Annotated in this window: 18 protein-coding genes and 1 pseudogene; 8 read left to right on the top strand and 11 right to left on the bottom strand. The window is 64.9% G+C overall.

Going from position 1 to position 16,628, the window contains the following annotated elements:
* The first annotated feature begins 4 nt into the window (after positions 1–4).
* Complete coding sequence (locus O3299_RS06770) at positions 5–376, top strand: hypothetical protein (RefSeq protein WP_305061869.1); 372 nt, start codon at positions 5–7, stop codon at positions 374–376.
* 67 nt (positions 377–443) lie between these two features.
* On the opposite strand, the gene O3299_RS06765 is transcribed toward O3299_RS06770, so the two are convergent.
* A complete protein-coding gene (locus O3299_RS06765) occupies positions 444–1,463 on the bottom strand; it encodes a site-specific integrase (RefSeq protein ID WP_305061868.1) in 1,020 nt (339 codons plus the stop codon).
* Between the two features lie 221 nt (positions 1,464–1,684).
* Here O3299_RS06765 and O3299_RS06760 point away from each other — a divergent pair, with 221 nt between their 5' ends.
* Positions 1,685–2,707, top strand: a complete 1,023-nt coding sequence (locus tag O3299_RS06760; RefSeq protein ID WP_305061867.1) for a DNA-binding protein — start codon at positions 1,685–1,687, stop codon at positions 2,705–2,707.
* A gap of 155 nt (positions 2,708–2,862) precedes the next feature.
* On the opposite strand, the gene O3299_RS06755 is transcribed toward O3299_RS06760, so the two are convergent.
* The 5 genes from O3299_RS06755 to O3299_RS06735 all read right to left on the bottom strand — a co-directional run bounded on the left by O3299_RS06755 (position 2,863) and on the right by O3299_RS06735 (position 5,577).
* Positions 2,863–3,396, bottom strand: coding sequence for a DUF3592 domain-containing protein (locus tag O3299_RS06755; RefSeq protein ID WP_305051933.1), 534 nt, complete (start codon positions 3,394–3,396; stop codon positions 2,863–2,865).
* Positions 3,393–3,842 carry a GNAT family N-acetyltransferase gene (locus tag O3299_RS06750; protein WP_305051932.1) on the bottom strand — a complete coding sequence of 150 codons (450 nt, stop codon included), beginning with the start codon at positions 3,840–3,842 and terminating at the stop codon, positions 3,393–3,395. The genes O3299_RS06755 and O3299_RS06750 overlap by 4 nt, the downstream gene beginning before the upstream one ends.
* 87 nt (positions 3,843–3,929) lie before the next feature.
* Complete coding sequence (locus tag O3299_RS06745) at positions 3,930–4,490, bottom strand: hypothetical protein (RefSeq protein ID WP_305061866.1); 561 nt, start codon at positions 4,488–4,490, stop codon at positions 3,930–3,932.
* Complete coding sequence (locus O3299_RS06740; protein ID WP_305051930.1) at positions 4,487–4,921, bottom strand: DUF1801 domain-containing protein; 435 nt, start codon at positions 4,919–4,921, stop codon at positions 4,487–4,489. Before O3299_RS06740 ends, O3299_RS06745 begins: the two co-directional genes overlap by 4 nt.
* A gap of 47 nt (positions 4,922–4,968) precedes the next feature.
* On the bottom strand, positions 4,969–5,577 hold the full coding sequence (locus O3299_RS06735) for a hypothetical protein (protein ID WP_305051929.1): 609 nt from the start codon (positions 5,575–5,577) through the stop codon (positions 4,969–4,971).
* A 188-nt stretch (positions 5,578–5,765) separates the two neighbouring features.
* Between O3299_RS06735 and O3299_RS06730 the strand changes: the two genes are divergently transcribed.
* Together O3299_RS06730 and O3299_RS06725 are read left to right on the top strand one after the other, a co-directional pair.
* On the top strand, positions 5,766–6,674 hold the full coding sequence (locus O3299_RS06730) for a DUF535 family protein (RefSeq protein WP_305061865.1): 909 nt from the start codon (positions 5,766–5,768) through the stop codon (positions 6,672–6,674).
* Between the two features lie 137 nt (positions 6,675–6,811).
* A complete protein-coding gene (locus tag O3299_RS06725) occupies positions 6,812–8,164 on the top strand; it encodes a serine hydrolase (protein ID WP_305061864.1) in 1,353 nt (450 codons plus the stop codon).
* 3 nt (positions 8,165–8,167) lie between these two features.
* On the opposite strand, the gene O3299_RS06720 is transcribed toward O3299_RS06725, so the two are convergent.
* From O3299_RS06720 to O3299_RS06710, 3 genes and pseudogenes are all read right to left on the bottom strand, one after another.
* Positions 8,168–8,521 (bottom strand): hypothetical protein, encoded by a 354-nt coding sequence (locus O3299_RS06720; protein WP_305051927.1) that lies wholly within the window; start codon positions 8,519–8,521, stop codon positions 8,168–8,170.
* A complete protein-coding gene (locus O3299_RS06715) occupies positions 8,518–10,086 on the bottom strand; it encodes an EAL domain-containing protein (RefSeq protein WP_305051926.1) in 1,569 nt (522 codons plus the stop codon). The genes O3299_RS06720 and O3299_RS06715 overlap by 4 nt, the downstream gene beginning before the upstream one ends.
* A gap of 218 nt (positions 10,087–10,304) precedes the next feature.
* A pseudogene (locus O3299_RS06710) lies at positions 10,305–11,804 on the bottom strand (MFS transporter); the annotation flags it as partial.
* A gap of 60 nt (positions 11,805–11,864) precedes the next feature.
* Here O3299_RS06710 and O3299_RS06705 point away from each other — a divergent pair.
* Positions 11,865–12,761: a LysR family transcriptional regulator gene (locus O3299_RS06705; protein WP_305061863.1), complete on the top strand. Its 897-nt coding sequence runs from the start codon at positions 11,865–11,867 to the stop codon at positions 12,759–12,761.
* A gap of 2 nt (positions 12,762–12,763) precedes the next feature.
* Here the strand turns inward: O3299_RS06705 and O3299_RS06700 are convergent, their stop codons facing one another.
* Positions 12,764–13,333 (bottom strand): XRE family transcriptional regulator, encoded by a 570-nt coding sequence (locus tag O3299_RS06700; protein ID WP_305061862.1) that lies wholly within the window; start codon positions 13,331–13,333, stop codon positions 12,764–12,766.
* An 80-nt stretch (positions 13,334–13,413) separates the two neighbouring features.
* Between O3299_RS06700 and O3299_RS06695 the strand changes: the two genes are divergently transcribed.
* On the top strand, positions 13,414–13,944 hold the full coding sequence (locus O3299_RS06695) for a GNAT family N-acetyltransferase (RefSeq protein ID WP_305061861.1): 531 nt from the start codon (positions 13,414–13,416) through the stop codon (positions 13,942–13,944).
* A gap of 27 nt (positions 13,945–13,971) precedes the next feature.
* Here the strand turns inward: O3299_RS06695 and O3299_RS06690 are convergent, their stop codons facing one another.
* Positions 13,972–15,162 carry a low temperature requirement protein A gene (locus tag O3299_RS06690; protein WP_099668027.1) on the bottom strand — a complete coding sequence of 397 codons (1,191 nt, stop codon included), beginning with the start codon at positions 15,160–15,162 and terminating at the stop codon, positions 13,972–13,974.
* Positions 15,163–15,330: 168 nt separating this feature from the next.
* On the opposite strand from O3299_RS06690, the gene O3299_RS06685 reads away from it, so the two are divergent.
* Together O3299_RS06685 and O3299_RS06680 are read left to right on the top strand one after the other, a co-directional pair.
* Positions 15,331–15,789: a hypothetical protein gene (locus O3299_RS06685; RefSeq protein WP_305061860.1), complete on the top strand. Its 459-nt coding sequence runs from the start codon at positions 15,331–15,333 to the stop codon at positions 15,787–15,789.
* A gap of 460 nt (positions 15,790–16,249) precedes the next feature.
* Complete coding sequence (locus tag O3299_RS06680; protein WP_251348792.1) at positions 16,250–16,627, top strand: hypothetical protein; 378 nt, start codon at positions 16,250–16,252, stop codon at positions 16,625–16,627.
* Position 16,628 lies beyond the last annotated feature (1 nt).

The raw sequence follows: 16,628 nt of genomic DNA, 5'->3' as shown, positions 1-16,628 counted from the left end.
TTGCATGCGCAATTGTCAAAGTGGAAGCTATTTTACGGCTTGTCTGAACATTCGGCCAACGCTGTTCTTCGAAGCAACTGTTGTCGTTCTGGCTGAGGCACTGGGTATTAGGTTCTCGCCTGACGAGGAAGGGAAATACGAGGAATATCCGGCGTATCGCGCCTTCGCGCTTGGACTGGAAATCGCGCTATTGGCGCCTCCACCGCCGGATATGGACACGCGGGAGATGCGCGACAACTGTTTTCAGCTAATTATCGATACCTGCGCGGACGTATCCGATGGCGGTGCGGACGTGGATATGAGCTCTCTCATTGCGGCGCAATTAAGCTCCGCCACCGAGCTGGAAATTGAGCGTGTCGACGTAGCCCCTGCGTAATCCCCCAGGGCGCTGCGCCCGCATGGGCATCCGCTGACCGGCCGCTGCAAGGTCTTGCCGGGCACCCTCACCCCGCCGGTTTCTTCTTCGCCTTCAATAAACTGCCCGCCGCATTTTCCTCGAAGCGGCCCGCCTCTTCTATATAGCCATGCACGGTGCCGTCGTGGCGCCAGCCGCCTTGGCGCTTGATGGCCTGGAAATCGGCGCCCGCCCGGTGCGCGCTGGTAGCCATGCCGCGGCGCAGGCTGTGGCTCGACAGTTCGGGCACGTAATCGAGTTCGGCCAGCCTGGCGCAGCCTGCCAGGATCGTGTTGATGCTGCTCGCGTGCAGCGCTTTCGCGCTGACATGGCCCCATTGATTGACGGGGCGCAACAGCGGCCCCGTGCGGATGTGCGCTGCGGCCAGCCAGGCGCGCAAGGCCGTGGCCGGGCAGCAGACGCCGTCGCCGAACGGGATCGCCTTGACGATGCCCTCCCCCAGTTGATCCGTTTTCGAGCGGGGCAAGGTGATCACCATGCCCTGCGGCTCCCAGCTCACGTCTTCCAACATCAACCCCGCCAGTTCGCTGCGCCGGAAACCGCCAAAAAATCCCAGCTGCAGCAAGGCGCTGTCGCGCAAGGCCTTGACGCTGCCCAGCGCGGCCAGTCTGGCGACGATCAGCTCCAGGTCTTCCAGCGGCAAGGCCTTGGCCTTTTTCTTCGGTTTGCCATGCAGGCGGGCGATGCCTGCCAGGGTCTTGCGCACGGTGGGCGTGGCTGCCGGGTCGGTAAAGCCCTGGTACACATGCCATTGCGACAGGGCTGTCAGGCGCAGGGCCAGGGTGCGGGCGTTCAGCCTGTCCGCATACGCCAGCAGGTAGCGGATGACGGTGGACTCGTCGGCGGGCAGCGCCCCGCCCCAGACCTGGAAGTGGCGGATGGCGGAACGGTAGGTGCGGCGCGTGTTGTCGGACGTGGCGGCGGCGAGAAACGCCTGGTGGCGCGCGGCCAGCTCGGCATCGATCAGGGCGCCGTGTAACGGCACAGGAGCCAAGGCGGCGCTTTTGGGCGCGGCGGCGCGGCGTTTGGAAAGGGGCAAATCGGGCATGGAATCGCTGAAATCGGGCTGGTGTACTGGGACATACGCAGAATACCATGCAAACCACCCCCATAACCCGCGATAAGCGACCTTATCGCGATATATATTTTTCAAAAACGATCAAAATTTATATCGTAATATTATGCGATATTACGTATCATGTAATACGTTACTAAATTTCGCTCATAGGTGATTTCATGGCCCGCACCGGCATTCTGTACTCTGATGTTATGAAAGCAGCCCAAATCGTCGCTGCCGACGGGCGCAATCCCACGGTCGACAGCGTGCGCGAAGCGCTGGGCAGCACTGGCAGCAAGAGCACCATCGCTCCCCTGCTGAAACGCTGGAAGGAAGAGTTCCAGGGCGTGGGCGCCGTGAAAACGGAATCAGGCTTGCCGGCCGAACTGATGGAAGCGATGCGCGGCGTGTACGACAAGCAGCAGCGCGACGTGGCGCAGCAGCTGGAAACGGGCATGCGGGAAAACCGCGCCGAACTCGATGCGGCTTTGGCGCAGCTGAAGAAGACGGAAACGGAACGCTTGAAACTGACGGAGGCGCGCGCCGCCCTCACCCAGGAATTGCGCGCCACCCAGCACGCGCTGGCGCAATTGAAGGAAGAACACCATTTCCGCGCCGTCACCCTGGCCACCTTGCACAGCGATAACGCGGGCTTGACGCAGCGCCTGGCCGACCGGGGCGAGGAAATCGCCGCCCTGAACCGCCAGCTGGCGCAGGTGCGTTCGCAGTTCGACCATTACCAGGAAGCGGCGGCCGCCCAGCGCAGCGAGGAACGGGCCCAGGCGCAGCAACGGATCAGTCGCCTGGAACAGGACAACGCCCAGCTGCAGCAGCGCCTGCAAGGCCAGCAAGCGACGCTGGTGCATCAAGACATGCGCCTGGCGCAGCTGCAGGCGGAGCAAACAACGCTGGCGGCCCAGGCCGCGGCAGACCGCGAAGCCCTGGCGACCGTGCGTCCCGAGCGCGACCAATTCGAATTTCAGTATCTGCAGGCGGCGGCGTCCGCCGACGCCCTGCTGGCCAAGCTCGACACGGCCCTGCTGGCGCTGAACGACGCCAAGGTGGCGCTGGCCGCGCAAGACCGCCAGCTCGACATGCTGGCGGAAAACGGGCAACTATCGCAACAGAAAATGGAAGCCTTGGCGCAGGAGCGCGACGGTTTGCTGCGCGACAATGCCGGCATGGCGGCCAGGCTGGGACTGCTAAGCGACAACAAGGAGCAACGCCGGGTTTGAGTGCTGATGGCCTGGGATAGCTACGACAGCCCCAGGACGGGCATCGCCCGCCATCAGGGCTTGCCCCGCTATTTCGTCTGCCCGATGACGGCCGACGGGGGCGAATATGCACCGCATTTCACGTTGACGCAGATCGGCGCGCCGCCCGAGCAAAACTATGACCGCGCGGCCATGGATGCCACGTTTGGCAAAGCGGACCCGGCTGGCGGCGCCCGCTTGCGCGCTTCCGACATGCCCAGCACGAACAGGACGACCCACAGCACGACGCCAAAATAATCGAGGAAATCGAGGCCGGCGAGGAACACGGCGGTATCGTTCGGGTCGCGCGGCCGGTAATGCACGCGGATGTGCGCACCGGGCGCCATGCTGGTCAGGCGCCAGGCCGTGACGGCCTGATCTCGGTGGCAGCCGGCGTTGCCTATCCGCGAGACGCCGATGCGCGAGCTGCGGTAGGCCTTGCCATCCACGCTGTAGCGGTAGCTGAGCTTGACGCACCAGTCCTGCGATTTACCCGTGCGCTGATACATGCTGCTGCGCACGATCTCGGCGCTGGTCACGGGCCAGGCTGGCGAGGCGAGCTTGTCATACGCGCGCCAGAAGGAAAAATACGCGGTGGGAAGGGCGAGCAGGATCAGGAACCAGCCCATCATTCTTGCCAGGGCGGGGTCGATGGCGCCAGGGTCTTTCATCGCCCGGGCGGTGCGGCGCGGTAGCGCACCCGTATCCACGCGCCGAGGATGTCCACGCCGCCATCGCCGGCGTCTTCGACCCAGCCCGCGCGCGCATACAAGCGCCGCGCGCCCGTATTGGCCAGCTGCGTCTTGAGGCTCAGCCGGGGACCGAAGCGCGCCGCCACGGCGGCCAGCAGCTGTGTGCCGATGCCCAGTCCGCTATGCGCCGGGTGCACATATAAATGGTGCAGGAAATGCTCGGGCGCGTCGCCCGTGTACACGGCCGCAAAGCCGGCGACGATGCCGTCACGCTCGGCAACGAGGATTTCTTCGCCCTGCGTCGCTGCCGTGAAAGCGGCGGCGCTGGCGACAGGGCCGAAGGTGTCGCGCCCCGCCAGCGCCAGGATGGCGGCGCAGGAAGGCGTGTCCGCCAGCGCGAATGGCCGAAGCGTGGCTGGCGTCATGCGGCGGCGCGCAAGCGAGGCGATGCTGTGGCGAAATGAGGACGAAGCATGGGCGCGCGTATCAGTTATCGGAATGCCATTATACGGTCACAAACGGCGGTTCAGCACGCTGTCGATATCGTGGGTTTTCAATTCCACTTCGAGCCTGCCGTCTTGCAGCCAGTAACCGTCGCCCCCCTGGCGTAGCGCATCCAGATCGAGCGTGCCCAGCGCTGGCGGGATGGCGCCGGCGAGCACAGCGGCTGCATCGTCCCAGGCCGCATACAACAGTTTCAGGTACCAGCCGTCGTCGTGGGCAAAGGCGAGGAAGCGGTTTTGCAGGGCGGCGAGCCCCGTGCGCCGCGACGCGGCGGCGTGATAGGCCAGCGCCGCGGCCACGTCCGCATCCTGGGGCGGCGGCGCCGCGCCCCGCCAGTCGGCCCAGGCATGGCTGCCGCAGGCGTGCAGGTCTTCCCGGGCCAGGGCCGGCAACTGCTGCCGCGCCAGGGTCTGGTAGCCGGCCGGCTTCCTGGCCGTCCCGGCGCTGCCCTTGCGCAGCACGATGCCGCCAGCTTCGCCGAGGCTGGGGAGAAAATCCTTGAATTCGATGCCGGAAGCGACCAGCATGCGCTCGGCCGGGTCGTGCCACAGATACAGATAATGTCTCAAGTCGGAGTCCGTTTGGGTTTCGGTGTCGTATTCAACGCCACGGCGGCGCGTATCAGCGCCTTGAACGCCGCCGTATCGAGGTGCGCGCCTTCGTGCAGGTCGATGGCCCGGCGCGTGTTGCCGTCCAGGCTGGCGTTGAACAGGCCGGCCGGATCGGGCAAGGCGGCGCCCTTGGCGAAGGTGAGTTTCACGGCCAGTTTATAGGTTTCGCCCGTGCAAATCATGCCCGCGTGCGACCAGACGGGCACGCCGCGCCATTTGACTTCCTCGACCACGTCCGGGTCCGCCTGGCGTATCAGTGCGCGCACCGTGGCCAGCGTCTTGCCGCGCCAGTCGGCCAGCGCGGCGATTTTCGCGTCGATCAGGCGAGCAGCGGACTCGGCGCTCACCGCCCCATCCTGGGACTGCGTGTCTGGTTCTGTTTTTTTCATGGCGGTGATCTCCTTTCCTGGCTTGCCTGTGCCTGTGTGCGCCTGCCTTACGGCGCGGGATCGGCCATGCAAGCGGCCAGCGAGCTGATGAACTGGTCGCGCAAGGCCCGGTACTGCGCATCCGTCGCGAATTCCCGTTTGTCCGCCGGCTGGTTGAGCAGATAGGCGGTGGCGACCGTCCCGCTGGCGGCATGCAGCAAGGTGTATAGACTGATGATGCCCGCCGATTGCGTGACATTGGGATTGTTTAATCCTAGCACTTCCACGCCCTGGCGCGTGTCCGTTTCCAGCGACACTAATTGCGGCGCCTTGCTGTTGGCGGCCATCTGCTGCATCTGCGCCACGATGGTGTCGCGGTCGGCGGCAAACCTGCCTTCGGCGCTGCGTTCGATTTTCAGGTTCACCAGGGGCAAGCTACCCTTGCGGAACAGCATCAGCCGATAGCCATCGGCCACCGATACCCGCCCCTCTCCCGTCGCCAGCTTGACGCTGCGCGTCGTCACGTGCGCGGGCAGGCGGTCCTGCTGCCGGAACTGGAACTCGCTGCGGTTGATGCATTGCGCCAACGGCCCCAGGGGATCGGCCGTGCGGTCTTGCGCCTGGGCGGCCAGGGCGGCAACGAGCATGGGAATGGCAAGCAATGGGCGGTGATTCATGAGCGGCATCAGTCCAGGAGTGAAGGTGCCGCGAGCATAACTGTCCATATTGCCAGAAGGCAAATGTTTAGTTGCCATCCTCTAAAGCCCGTGTGCATGGCATCTTAATAGGAAATTCACCTGGCCCGCGTAGCATTCAGATTGGCAAGGCTCTCATTGTGCAGCGCCTGCCCTTTTCCGGCTGAATCATGAATGACATCGCTTTACCCCTGCACCACGGCGCCGCCGTGCCGCACCCGGCCAGCGGCCACCGCCTCAAAGCGGCGCTGGGCGCCCTCTTCTTTCCCCGCCAGCGCACGCGCTGGCAAGCTTTCCTGGGCAGCATGCCCGGCCTGAACTCGCTGGCGCAGCTGCATCCTTGCTTGCGCTTCAAGATTTACCGCCCTTACGCCTCACGCCGGCTCGGTTGCACGGACAGGCTGGCCTTGCTGGAAGGCCATTACCGTTTCCTGTGGCAAGCCGGGGCGCGCGCCCTGGTCGAGCGGGCCGCGCGCCAGCCCGTGGTGCTGGCCGCGTTCGAAGGCAAGGATGGGGCGCTGTACCGCTTGCAGCTGACGGCCATCCACGACAGCTACCGCGAAGGCGAACTGTGCCTGCGCCTGACGCGCGACGGCCAGCCGTTCTACCTGGCCAGCTTCCTGTTCCTGCCGCGCGCCGATGGCGTGTCCCTGCAACTGGGCGCGCTGCAAGGCTTGCGCTCGGAAGCGGGCGCGCAAGCCGTGAAGGCGGCCACGCGGGCGCTGCACGGTTGCCGCCCGAAAAACCTGATGGTGACGGCGCTGCGCGATTTCGGCGATTTTTTTGCCTGCAATAACCTGTTTTTGATCAGCAATGACAACCGCATCGCCCTGAATGCGCGGCGCCGGCGCCATATCGCCGCCGATTACGACCTGGCATGGCAGGAATTGCATGCCTTGCGCATGCGCGACGGTAATTATCACCTGCCCTGCGCGCCCTACCGGGCGCCCGACCTGGCCGACGTGCCATCGAAGAAACGGGCCGATGCGCGCCGACGCGGTGAATTGCTGCAATGCATGTCTGCCGACATGCGCGCGCAGTTGGCGTGCCTGCTGGAAGCGCCGATGGCTGAACATTGAGCAAACGCAAGCCTTGCCATACCGGCAAGCATAAAACTCAGGCAACCTTCATGTTGGGCCCGTATCCTTCACCAGGCATGCCAGCCACCTTCCCCATGCGCCGGCGTGCCTTCGATCCACTCTGGACAAGGTTACCCATGACACCCACTTTCGCCCTCCTCCCCCTTTGCCTCGCCGGCAGCGCCGCACTGGCCGCCCCCGCGCTGGACGACGCCGTGCGCCAGCGCGCGGAAGAACTCACGCGCACGGGCTTGCACGCCAGCATCGTCATCGCCGTGATCGAAGGCAAAGACAGCGTCGTGTATGGTTTTGGCAGCAGCCAGACAGGCAAGAGCGCCAAGCCTGGCGCCGACACCGTTTACCAGATCGGTTCCGTCACCAAGACCATGACGGCCTTGCTGCTGGCCAACGCCGTCGTCGAAGGCAAGGTCAAGCTCGACGAGCCCGTGGCGGCCTTGTTGCCGGGCTATACCGTGCCTGCCTTCGATGGAAAAACGATCAGCCTGCTCGACCTGGCCACGCATTATTCCTCGCTGCCGCGCCTGCCCGACAACTTCGCGCCCAAGGACCCGGCCAACCCGTATGCCGACTACACGGAAGCGAAGCAGCGGCAGTTTCTCGTCGCCTACCACCTGCCGCGCGCGCCAGGCACGGCCTTTGACTACTCGAACATCGGCTACGCCGTGCTGGGCACGGCCCTGGCGGCACAGGCCGGCACCAGCTATGAAGCGCTGCTGCAAAAGCGTATCGCCGTGCCGCTCGGCATGCGTTCCACCTCGAACAAGCCCACGCACGGCATGCTGGCGCGCCTGGCGCCCGGCCATCTGCTGTCGGGCGAAGCCACGCCCGCCTGGGATTTGAATGTGGTGGCGCCGGCCGGCGGCGTGTATTCCAGCGCGCGCGACATGGTCGCCTACCTGCAGGCGTATATGTTCAAGCCGCTGCGCCCGTATGCGCTGGCGATCCAGCCGCAGCGTCCGGTGGCGTCCGGCGACGACACGAAAATCGGCCTGTCCTGGCTGCTGGAACAGCGGCAGGGCCAGGCCTACGCGTGGCACAGCGGCCAAACGGGCGGCTACAGCAGCTATGCAGCGTTCACGACGGACGGCAAGCGGGGCGTGGTGGTGCTGACGAATACGGCGCGCGATGTCGATGCCCTGGGCTTGTCCACCTTGCTGCCCGGCACGCCCCTGCCGCCGCTGAAAAAGCCGCAAGCGGCCATCGACGTGCCGCGCGCCGCGCTCGCCGAGTACGTTGGCGAGTATCCACTGGACAAGGATTTCACCTTGACGGTGAGCCTGGGCAAGCAAGGCCTTGAAGCGGCCGGCACGGGCATGGGCTCCGCCCCCTTGTTTGCCAGCGCGAAAGATCAATTCTTCTTCCGCGCCATCGACGCGGAACTGGCGTTTACGCGCGATGCGGCGGGCAAGATCGCCAGTGCCGTGCTCAAGCAAAGCGGGCAGGACACGGTCTTGCCGCGCAAACCGTAGCGATCAAGCTGCCAGGTCTTGCATGAATTGCTCGACCCGCGCGACAAACGCCGCCTTGCTGCGCGTGCGAAACTCGCCCAGGAAGGCGTCGCTGCCCTGCACGATCTTGCCGTCGCGGTCGTATGCCACCTTGCCCATCTCCAGCACGAATTCGCCCTGCGGGTCGTCCTCCGGCTCGAAGTGCGAATTGAAGCAGTAACCGCTGTCGCGGCAGCTGCCCCACAGCAGCAATGCGCTGCTGAACCATTCCATGGTGTCCGGCCCCGGTTCCACCTCGAACAGGGTGTTGACGGTGATGTGCCAGCCGCCCGGTACGCGCAGCGGTTGCAAGGGATAGGGAAAGCGTGGCGGTTTCATGGGGATGCTGGCGCGCGGCGCGTTTGATAAAAGGCAAGGAATTGCGCTGCCGGCAGCGCTTTGGCGAACAGCCAGCCCTGGCCGAATTCGACTTTGCGTTCCAGCAAATAATCGGCTTGCTGCTGCGTTTCGATGCCTTCGGCCACGATCAGCATGTTCAGGGTGCGGGCCATGGCGATGATGTGCGGCGTGACGCTGCTGGTGGCGGCGTCCGTGCCGATGGTGTCGACGAAGGATTTGTCGATCTTCAAGGCGTCGAGCGGCAGGTTTTGCAGGCTCGACAGGCTGGAATAGCCGGTGCCGAAGTCGTCGATGGCCACGGCATGGCCGCGCGCCCTGGCCTTTTCGATGGTGGCGCGCGCCGCTTCCACGTTGATGAAGCCCCGTTCCGTCGCTTCCAGCCAGATCTGCTGCGCCTCGATGCCCGTGCCGGCCAGCGCGCGTTCGAGCACGTCGAGCACGCGGCCCGTTTCGATATCGCTGGCGCACAGGTTGATGGCGATGTGCAGCTCGCGGTCGGCCAGCAGCGCGGCGCGCATGTCGGCGATCACGCAATCGATCACCTGGTCGGTGATGGGTAGAATCAGATCGCCTTCCTCGGCCACGGGGATGAACAGGTCGGGCCGTATCATGCTGCCATCGGGACGGCGCCAGCGTATCAGCGCCTCGGCGCCCACGCACACGCCCGTATCGAGCGCGATGATCGGTTGATAATGGACAAAGAATTCGCGCCGGTCGATGGCGATGCGCAACTCTCCCATCAGCGACAAACGACGGCGCGACAGCCACACGACGATGCCAACGAGGAAGGCAGCCATAAGCAGGCCCAGCGGCAAGAGCAGCAGCTGCTCGCGCCGCAGCCTGTCGTTCAGCTTGCTGCGCGGTTCGATCATGACGGCCGTCAAGCCATCGCGGTACAGCATGGCATGGATGCTGCCGTCCGGCACGGCGCCGGCCGCCGCCGGCTGGCCGGCCAGCAAGGCTTGCACCAGCGCCGGGTCCGGATGGTGCAAGGTGTCGAGCACGCCCCGCTTGCCGATGGCCACGGCCATCTGGATGTCGCTGTCGACGATGACGTCGGAAAAGCGCACGGGATCGATCAGCACCTTGTAGGCGCGATACGACAGCCCCACCATGCGCTTGCCGCCGCTGACGACGGGGCGCAGGTCGAAATCGAGGCCCATGCCATTGTCCAGGGTAAAGTCGGCGGGCGTGACGGCGATGCGCTCTTCCTCGATGCCCGTGGACGTGCATTTGAGCAAGCCGTTTTCCACATAGCCGATATCGTCGATGCTGCGCGTGGTGATGGTGATGCGGCGCAATTGCTGGACATGGGCTTCCGAACACGGCGCCAGCTCCAGCGCATCGGCGCTGCGCAGGGCCATGCTGGCCGAGGCGATCGAACGGTGGGCGCGCTCGAGCGCGTAACCGGCCAGCAGGCGCAGGCGTTCCTGCTCGCCCTGCTCGGCCCGCACGGACGACAGGTAAAAGGCCAGGCTCAGGGGAGCGGCCACGCCGATGACGGCCACCAGCACGCTGGTGATGATAATGCGTTTCCTGCGCATGCGATTCTCCGCACCGAACATAAGCTACTGCGCGTCGCGATTTGCGGCTTCCGATGCTCACTGTGCATTCGCACAGCTCCGCTTCTCAGCCACAACTCACTGCCGCTCGCTACGCTTCTGTTCGGCGCTCTTGATTGGTCGTGTTATATGATTGCCATGTATTTCCTGATGGCATCATATTACAAGCAGAGGCCGCGCACGCAGAACTTGCTGAACAGTTACACTTTTTCCAGCGGCCTTGCCAGCACGAAGACCAGCGCCGCCACCACGGCCGCCAGTCCGCCAGCCAGGTACAGCACGCTGGCAAAGCCGTCGATGAAGGCGTGCCGCGCCGCTTCCTGCGCCACGGATTGCAGGGCGGGCGGCAGCTGGCCGAAGGCGTCGGACGCGTTGCCGGCGACGATGCGCCCGATCATTTCCGGCGAAGCCTTCAAGCCGTGCAGCCACGCCAGTTGCTCGAACGAGGCGGCCGTGCGCATAGCCAGCACGGCGCCCAGCGCGCCCACGGCCAGCACGATGCCGACGAAGCGCGTGGTGGTGCTGATGCCGGAGCCCATGCCCGTGCGTTCGCGGGGGATGCAGGCGAGGATGGCCTTTTGCGTGGTGCCGTTGAGCAATCCCGCCCCCGCCCCCGTGACGACCATGCCCGCCGCCACCCAGCCGTACTGCAGGCTGGCGGCGGCCAGCGCCGTGGCCACGTTGCCCGCGGCGACGATCAGCAGCCCCGTCACGAGGATGCCGCGGTCGTCCAGATAATGCATGGCGCGCGGCGCCAGGCGCGACAGCACGACCATGGCGACGGCAAACGGCAGCATGGCGCAGCCGGCCAGCACGGCGGAAAAGCCGAAGGCGTTCTGCAGATACAGCGGTAAAAAGGTCATCATCACTTGCGCGGCGATGGCATAGCCGAACATGCCCAGCACGGCGCCGACGAACACGCGCCGGCCAAACAGGGATAAATCGACCATGGGCGCGCGCTGGCGCCGCTCTACCAGCACGAATACCAGCAGCAGCGCCGCGCCCGCCAGGAAGCGCAGCAGGGTGGCGCGGCTGGACCAGCCCGCCACGCTGGCGTCGATCAAGCCCCAGATGATGCAAAACAGGCCGGCGGAAAACAGCAGCGCGCCCGCCGGGTCGAAGCTGGCGTTGGACGCATCCTTCGATTCATCCACGTGCCTGCTAACCAGCCACATCAAGATGGCCACGACGGGCAGGTTCAGGTAGAAAATCCAGCGCCAGTTGATGGCGCTCGTGATCAGGCCGCCCAAGAGGGGCGCCACCGTCATGGCCACGCCCATGGCCGCGCCCCACACGGACCAGGCGCGCGCCCGCTCCTTTTCCGCATGAAACGTGTGGCCGATGACGGCCAGCGCGGATGTCAGCAGCAGCGCGGCGCCGAGTCCCTTGACGGCGCGCGCCACGTTGAGCACGAACGGCGTCCACGCCAGGCCGCACAGCAGGGACGCCAGCGCGAACACGGCCAGGCCAAACAGCATCACCCTGCGCCGTCCCAGGCGGTCGGCGATGCTGCCGGCTGGCAACAGGAACGAGGCGAACGCCAGCATGTAGGCGCTGACCACCCATTCCACGTCGACGAAGCTGGCGTTGAGCGAGCGGGCGATCGACGGCAGCGAGACGGCCACCACGTTGGTGTCGAGCATGATCAGCGCGCACACGCCCGAGCACGTATATAAGGTCCAGTTGGTATTCTTCATGCCCCGATTGTAAGCATGCTTGTATTATTTCCTGTTATAAGATGATCGCCTTATAATTCACTGATGGTGAATACAGACAAAGACATGGAATTGCGGCATTTCCGCTGCATACTGGCCGTCGCGCACAGCCTGCACTTCGCGCGGGCCGCTGCCGAGCTGGGAATTTCGCCGCCCGCGCTGACCAAGCAGGTGCAGGAAACGGAAAGCCTGCTCGGCACGCGCCTGTTCCAGCGCAGCAAGCGCGCCGTGGCCCTGACGGCGGCCGGCGAATTGTTCGTCATCGAAGCCACCCGCGCGCTGGGGCAGCTGGCGCAGGCGCAGGAAGTGGCGCGGCGCGCGGGACGGGGCGAGCTGGGACGGCTGGAAATCGGCTATGTGGCCTCGGCCGCCTACTCAGGCGTGCTGCAAGACCAGTTCGTCCGCTTTCGCGCCAGCCACCCCGGCATCCACATCGGTGCGCGCGAATACGCGATGGATGCCCTGCCCGGCTTGCTGGACCAGGGCCGGGTGGACCTGGCGTTCGTGCGTCCGCCCCTGCACTTGCCGGACGGACTCGACAGCGTGGTCTTGCTGCGCGACCGCTTCGTGCTGGCCGTGCAAGCGGACAGCCCGCTGGCCCGCCTCGGCGTGGCGGGGCCGGCCGCACTGGCGCAGCAGGCGTTCATCGTGCCGGAACAGGAATTGGGGACACTGGAAGCGAGCCGGCGCGGCGGCTTTGCGGCCCAGGTGGTGTCGCGCCCGGGCAGCCTGGTGGCCGTGCTGACGGAAGTGTCGCTGGGCGTGGGCTGCGCCATCGTGCCCCACTCGGTGATGGCCAGCGTGCAATTGCCCGGTGTGGTATTCCGCGAGCTGGAAGGGCCGCAGATCAGCTCGGAAATCGCCGTGGCCTTCCGCCGCCACGAACAGGCGCCCGCCGCGCGCGCCTTAATCGCCCAGCTGCGCGCGGCGGCGCTGACTTAAGGTCAAACGCCTTTCAATACGGCCACGGCGTAGGTGCAGGCCGTGGCCGTTTCATTCCTGAACACGCAGTCGGCCGGCGGGCCCAGTTCCAGGCAGTCGCCCTCGTCCAGCACGTGGCGGCTCTCCCCTTCGATGAAGACGAGGCTGCCGCTGAGCGACCAGATGAGTTGCCGCCGCGACGCATAGGCGGCGGCCGGCATGGCCACCACGGCGCCGGGCGGCAAGGTAATATGCACGAGGTCGAGCGGCATGTCGGACGCGGGCGACACGTGGCGCCGCACATAGCCGCTCTGCGGGTCGATCCACACGGGCTGCTCAGCCTGGCGCAGCAAGCGCCCTGCGCGCATTTCGGCGCGGGCGATCAATTCGGACATGCTCAGGTCGAAGGCGCCCGACAGGCGCGCCAGCAAGGTGGCCGTGGGGCTGCAATCGCCCCGCTCCACCTTGTGCACCATCGCGCGCGATACGCCCGAGCGGGCCGCCAGCTGCGTCAGCGACCAGCCCAGGCTTTCCCGCTCGAGGCGTACCCTGGCGCCGATGCGCTGGTTCAATTCGTCTGGTTTAGTGGACATGATCAGGATTTATTGGACAAAAGCGTGGGCGGCAATCTATGATTTGTCCATTATAGTAGACGCCTAGCAAGGAGAGCAACATGCAGATACGCGATGCCCATGCGGGCGACATCGAGGCCATCACGGCCATCTACAACGATGCCGTCAGCAATACCCTGGCCATCTGGAATGAACGGACGGTCGATGCGGCCAACCGCGCCGCCTGGCTGGCCGACCGCGAAAAGGCCGGCTATCCCGTGCTCGTCGCCATCGATGCGGAAGGAACTGTCGCTGGCTACGCCTCGTTCGGAGACTGGCGCCCGTTCGAAGGCTTTCGCCATACGGTCGAGCATTCCGTGTACGTGCGCGCCGATCGCCGCGGCGCCGGGGTCGGCAAGGCCTTGATGGGGGAATTGATCGCGCGGGCGCGCGGCCTGGGCAAGCACGTGATGGTGGCGGGCATCGAAGCGGGCAATGCCGGCTCGATCGCCCTGCACAGGCAGCTGGGTTTCGAAGAGGTGGGATTGATGCGCCAGGTGGGCACCAAGTTCGGCGCCTGGCTGGACCTGGCGTTCCTGCAGCTGCAGCTCGATACGCGCAGCGATCCGGACGGCATTGCGCCGCCCGGTTGAGGTCAAACAAATATCAAGGAGCGCGCATCAGAGATCGATCTCCGGTGGCGGACGGCGCAACGCCATATGTTCCCACACGGCCACCAATACCAGCACGCAGCTGGTGATGCAGGCCAGGGTCAGGGGCGAATACAGCCGGCCATACGCCATCGGGATCAGCGCCAGGATGATCAAGATGCCCAGCAGGTGCGACAGCGGCGGCGTGGCGCGGTCGTTGCTGACCCATTTAAACAAGGCATTACCCAGCAGATACAGGATCGGGCCGCCCAGCAAGGCGCTGATGCCAGCGAAGCTCGCCTCGTCCGGATGCACGAGGGCCAGCTCGTCGGCTACGGCGGAAACGATCACGCCGCCCACGATCAGCACGTGGATATACGTGTAAGCCTTGCGGGCGATGCGGCCCGGATCCTTCGAGTGGGCGATGCGGTGGTGGCCCGCCTCGGCGCCCGTGTCGAAATAGATCCACCACATGGCGATGCTGCCGACCAGGGCCGACAAAAAGCCCAGCCAGTTGGCGGCCGTCCATTCCAGGCCGGCGAAGGTGGCGCCCGTCACCAGCAGCGATTCGCCCAGGGCGATGATGACGAACAGCGCGCAGCGCTCGGCCATGTGGCCGCCGTCGACATCCCAGTCGGCCGTCGAGGAACGGCCCAGGCCCGGCATGCCGAACTGCATCCATGGACCGGCCAGGTCGATCAGCAGGGCCGCGCCCCACCAGAAGATGCGCTGCTCGGGCGACGCGATGCCGCCGGCGATCCAGAAGATGCCGGACAGCACGGCCCACAGGGCGATGCGCTGGAAATTGCGGCGGCGCGACAGTTCCTCATGGCGCACGGCCCACCAGGCGAACAGGGGCCGGCCCACCTGCATGGCGACGTAGGCGCCCGCAAAGCCCAGGCCCCGCGTGCCGAACGCTTCGGGAATCGAGGCCGACATGAGCAAGCCGCCCAGCATCATGGCGAACAGGCTGATGCGCACGGGGATGCGTTCGGGATCGAGCCAGTTGGTGATCCACGAGGTAAAGATCCACACCCACCAGACGGCCATCAACAGCAGGCCCGTCTGCAGCCAGCCCATGGCGCTCAAGTGCGCCAGCAAGCCGTGCGACAGTTGCGTGACGGCAAATACGAACACGAGGTCGAAGAACAGCTCGATCATGCCCACCTTGCCGCTGTCCTGCACGCCGCGCTGGCGCAGCAGGGAAATGCGATTATTCATTTTTTTCCTTGCATAAATACCGGACCGGCGCCCGCGGCGCTGGCCAAAACGGCACGATGATAGCAGATGGGGATGGCGGCCATGGCGACGCCCTGCGGTCGGCATGCGTTTGCTCTTCCGTCCGAATTTCGTTACGATGGGCCGCATGCGCGGGACACCACCTCCACCATGTATCAGCTGAATTGGCGCGGCCCCTGGCTGGCTGCCGTGCTGCTGCTATCGCTCGGTGGCGACGCCCCGGCGCTGGCGCGCCAGCTGGCCGAACCGGCCCCCGCATGCCGGGCGCCGCAAACCATGGCGCTGACGGTCAACAGCGACGCCATCGCCACGGCCACCAACGATATCAATGACAACACCCAGGTGGCGCTGCGCGCCAACGGCACCGCGTACTGGACGGTTTTATTGTCGACAGCGAATATCCTGCTGCAGCTGGGCGCCGACCGCGGCGATACCATCGTGACGTTCCAGAAAGGACTGACCCTGCGTTTCCAGGCGCTCGGTCCGCAGCAATATCAAATCCTCATCGATGGCCCCATCCTCGATGACGGCACGCAATACACGCTGACTGGCAAGGTGGTAGCCGTTTTTGAACGCTGTCCGGCCCCGCCCGCGCCGGCCGCGCAATAAAGCCGCGCAGGCCATCTATTTAAATCAATAAACCGTTTATATTCAATTGCATTTCCTATTCCGCTTGCCTGCCGCCGCGCAAAATGGCCGGCGGCGCATTCCCGCGCCGCGCCCGGAAGCCGCATTATTCTTGCCTTCGCGACAATTCGAGAGAATCGCGCAAAAAAATAGGCATAGAATCGCTACTCGTCATGCGCAAGAGCCGGCATGGTTATATTACGAATAGCCGGAAACTACTTTTTTGAATAAGCAAATACGAAATATATTAATCAATCCCGGATTGATTAATATCAAATGTCTTGTCTTTATTTGAAATTGCGTATTGTCCCGCCATATTTTTATGGCATGGTCGCAAAGCCGTCGCAATACCGTTTCCACCGACTTACCCAACTGCCCCGAACCTGTCGGCCACGGGGCGCCCACCGCAAGTGCAGGCCGATATCACCTCATGGAGAATGTCATGTCTAACTTACCTCGCGTCGAAGTCACCAACCATACGCTGGCCTCCGGCCAAAGCGTCACCACCAACACCACGCCGAACAGCATCGCGCTGTCCATCGCCAGCGGCGACAGCAACAACCAGACCGGCATCGCCTTCCAGTTCCAGGGCCGCACCACGTACTGGAATCCCAGCGTCACCACGGGTTTTACCACGGCCAAGCTGGCCAGCGACACGGGCAACGGCGTCGTCACGTGGAAAGCCGGCCTGACGGTCACCTACTCGCCGCAAAGCACGGGCCTGTATAACGTGCTGCTCTCCGGCGACATCGTCGACAGCGGCACCTTGTATAGCTACACGGGCTTCGTGCTGGCCACCTTTACCTCCAACTCGCAGTAAG

The organism is Janthinobacterium sp. SUN176 (assembly GCF_030587335.1).
Taxonomy (GTDB): Bacteria; Pseudomonadota; Gammaproteobacteria; order Burkholderiales; family Burkholderiaceae_D; genus Janthinobacterium; species Janthinobacterium kumbetense.
This window is presented reverse-complemented; position numbering and strand designations above follow the sequence as displayed.

Excerpts from the sequence above, each read along its gene's own strand:
- O3299_RS06770 (WP_305061869.1), top strand. The coding sequence starts at position 5 with ATGCGCAATTGTCAAAGTGGAAGCTATTTTACGGCTTGTCTGAACATT.
- O3299_RS06735 (WP_305051929.1), bottom strand. The coding sequence starts at position 5,577 with ATGAATCACCGCCCATTGCTTGCCATTCCCATGCTCGTTGCCGCCCTG.
- O3299_RS06725 (WP_305061864.1), top strand. The coding sequence starts at position 6,812 with ATGACACCCACTTTCGCCCTCCTCCCCCTTTGCCTCGCCGGCAGCGCC.
- O3299_RS06740 (WP_305051930.1), bottom strand. The coding sequence starts at position 4,921 with ATGAAAAAAACAGAACCAGACACGCAGTCCCAGGATGGGGCGGTGAGC.
- O3299_RS06765 (WP_305061868.1), bottom strand. The coding sequence starts at position 1,463 with ATGCCCGATTTGCCCCTTTCCAAACGCCGCGCCGCCGCGCCCAAAAGC.
- O3299_RS06755 (WP_305051933.1), bottom strand. The coding sequence starts at position 3,396 with ATGAAAGACCCTGGCGCCATCGACCCCGCCCTGGCAAGAATGATGGGC.
- O3299_RS06685 (WP_305061860.1), top strand. The coding sequence starts at position 15,331 with ATGTATCAGCTGAATTGGCGCGGCCCCTGGCTGGCTGCCGTGCTGCTG.
- O3299_RS06695 (WP_305061861.1), top strand. The coding sequence starts at position 13,414 with ATGCAGATACGCGATGCCCATGCGGGCGACATCGAGGCCATCACGGCC.
- O3299_RS06730 (WP_305061865.1), top strand. The coding sequence starts at position 5,766 with ATGAATGACATCGCTTTACCCCTGCACCACGGCGCCGCCGTGCCGCAC.
- O3299_RS06750 (WP_305051932.1), bottom strand. The coding sequence starts at position 3,842 with ATGACGCCAGCCACGCTTCGGCCATTCGCGCTGGCGGACACGCCTTCC.
- O3299_RS06700 (WP_305061862.1), bottom strand. The coding sequence starts at position 13,333 with ATGTCCACTAAACCAGACGAATTGAACCAGCGCATCGGCGCCAGGGTA.
- O3299_RS06715 (WP_305051926.1), bottom strand. The coding sequence starts at position 10,086 with ATGCGCAGGAAACGCATTATCATCACCAGCGTGCTGGTGGCCGTCATC.
- O3299_RS06690 (WP_099668027.1), bottom strand. The coding sequence starts at position 15,162 with ATGAATAATCGCATTTCCCTGCTGCGCCAGCGCGGCGTGCAGGACAGC.
- O3299_RS06705 (WP_305061863.1), top strand. The coding sequence starts at position 11,865 with ATGGTGAATACAGACAAAGACATGGAATTGCGGCATTTCCGCTGCATA.
- O3299_RS06760 (WP_305061867.1), top strand. The coding sequence starts at position 1,685 with ATGAAAGCAGCCCAAATCGTCGCTGCCGACGGGCGCAATCCCACGGTC.
- O3299_RS06720 (WP_305051927.1), bottom strand. The coding sequence starts at position 8,521 with ATGAAACCGCCACGCTTTCCCTATCCCTTGCAACCGCTGCGCGTACCG.
- O3299_RS06680 (WP_251348792.1), top strand. The coding sequence starts at position 16,250 with ATGTCTAACTTACCTCGCGTCGAAGTCACCAACCATACGCTGGCCTCC.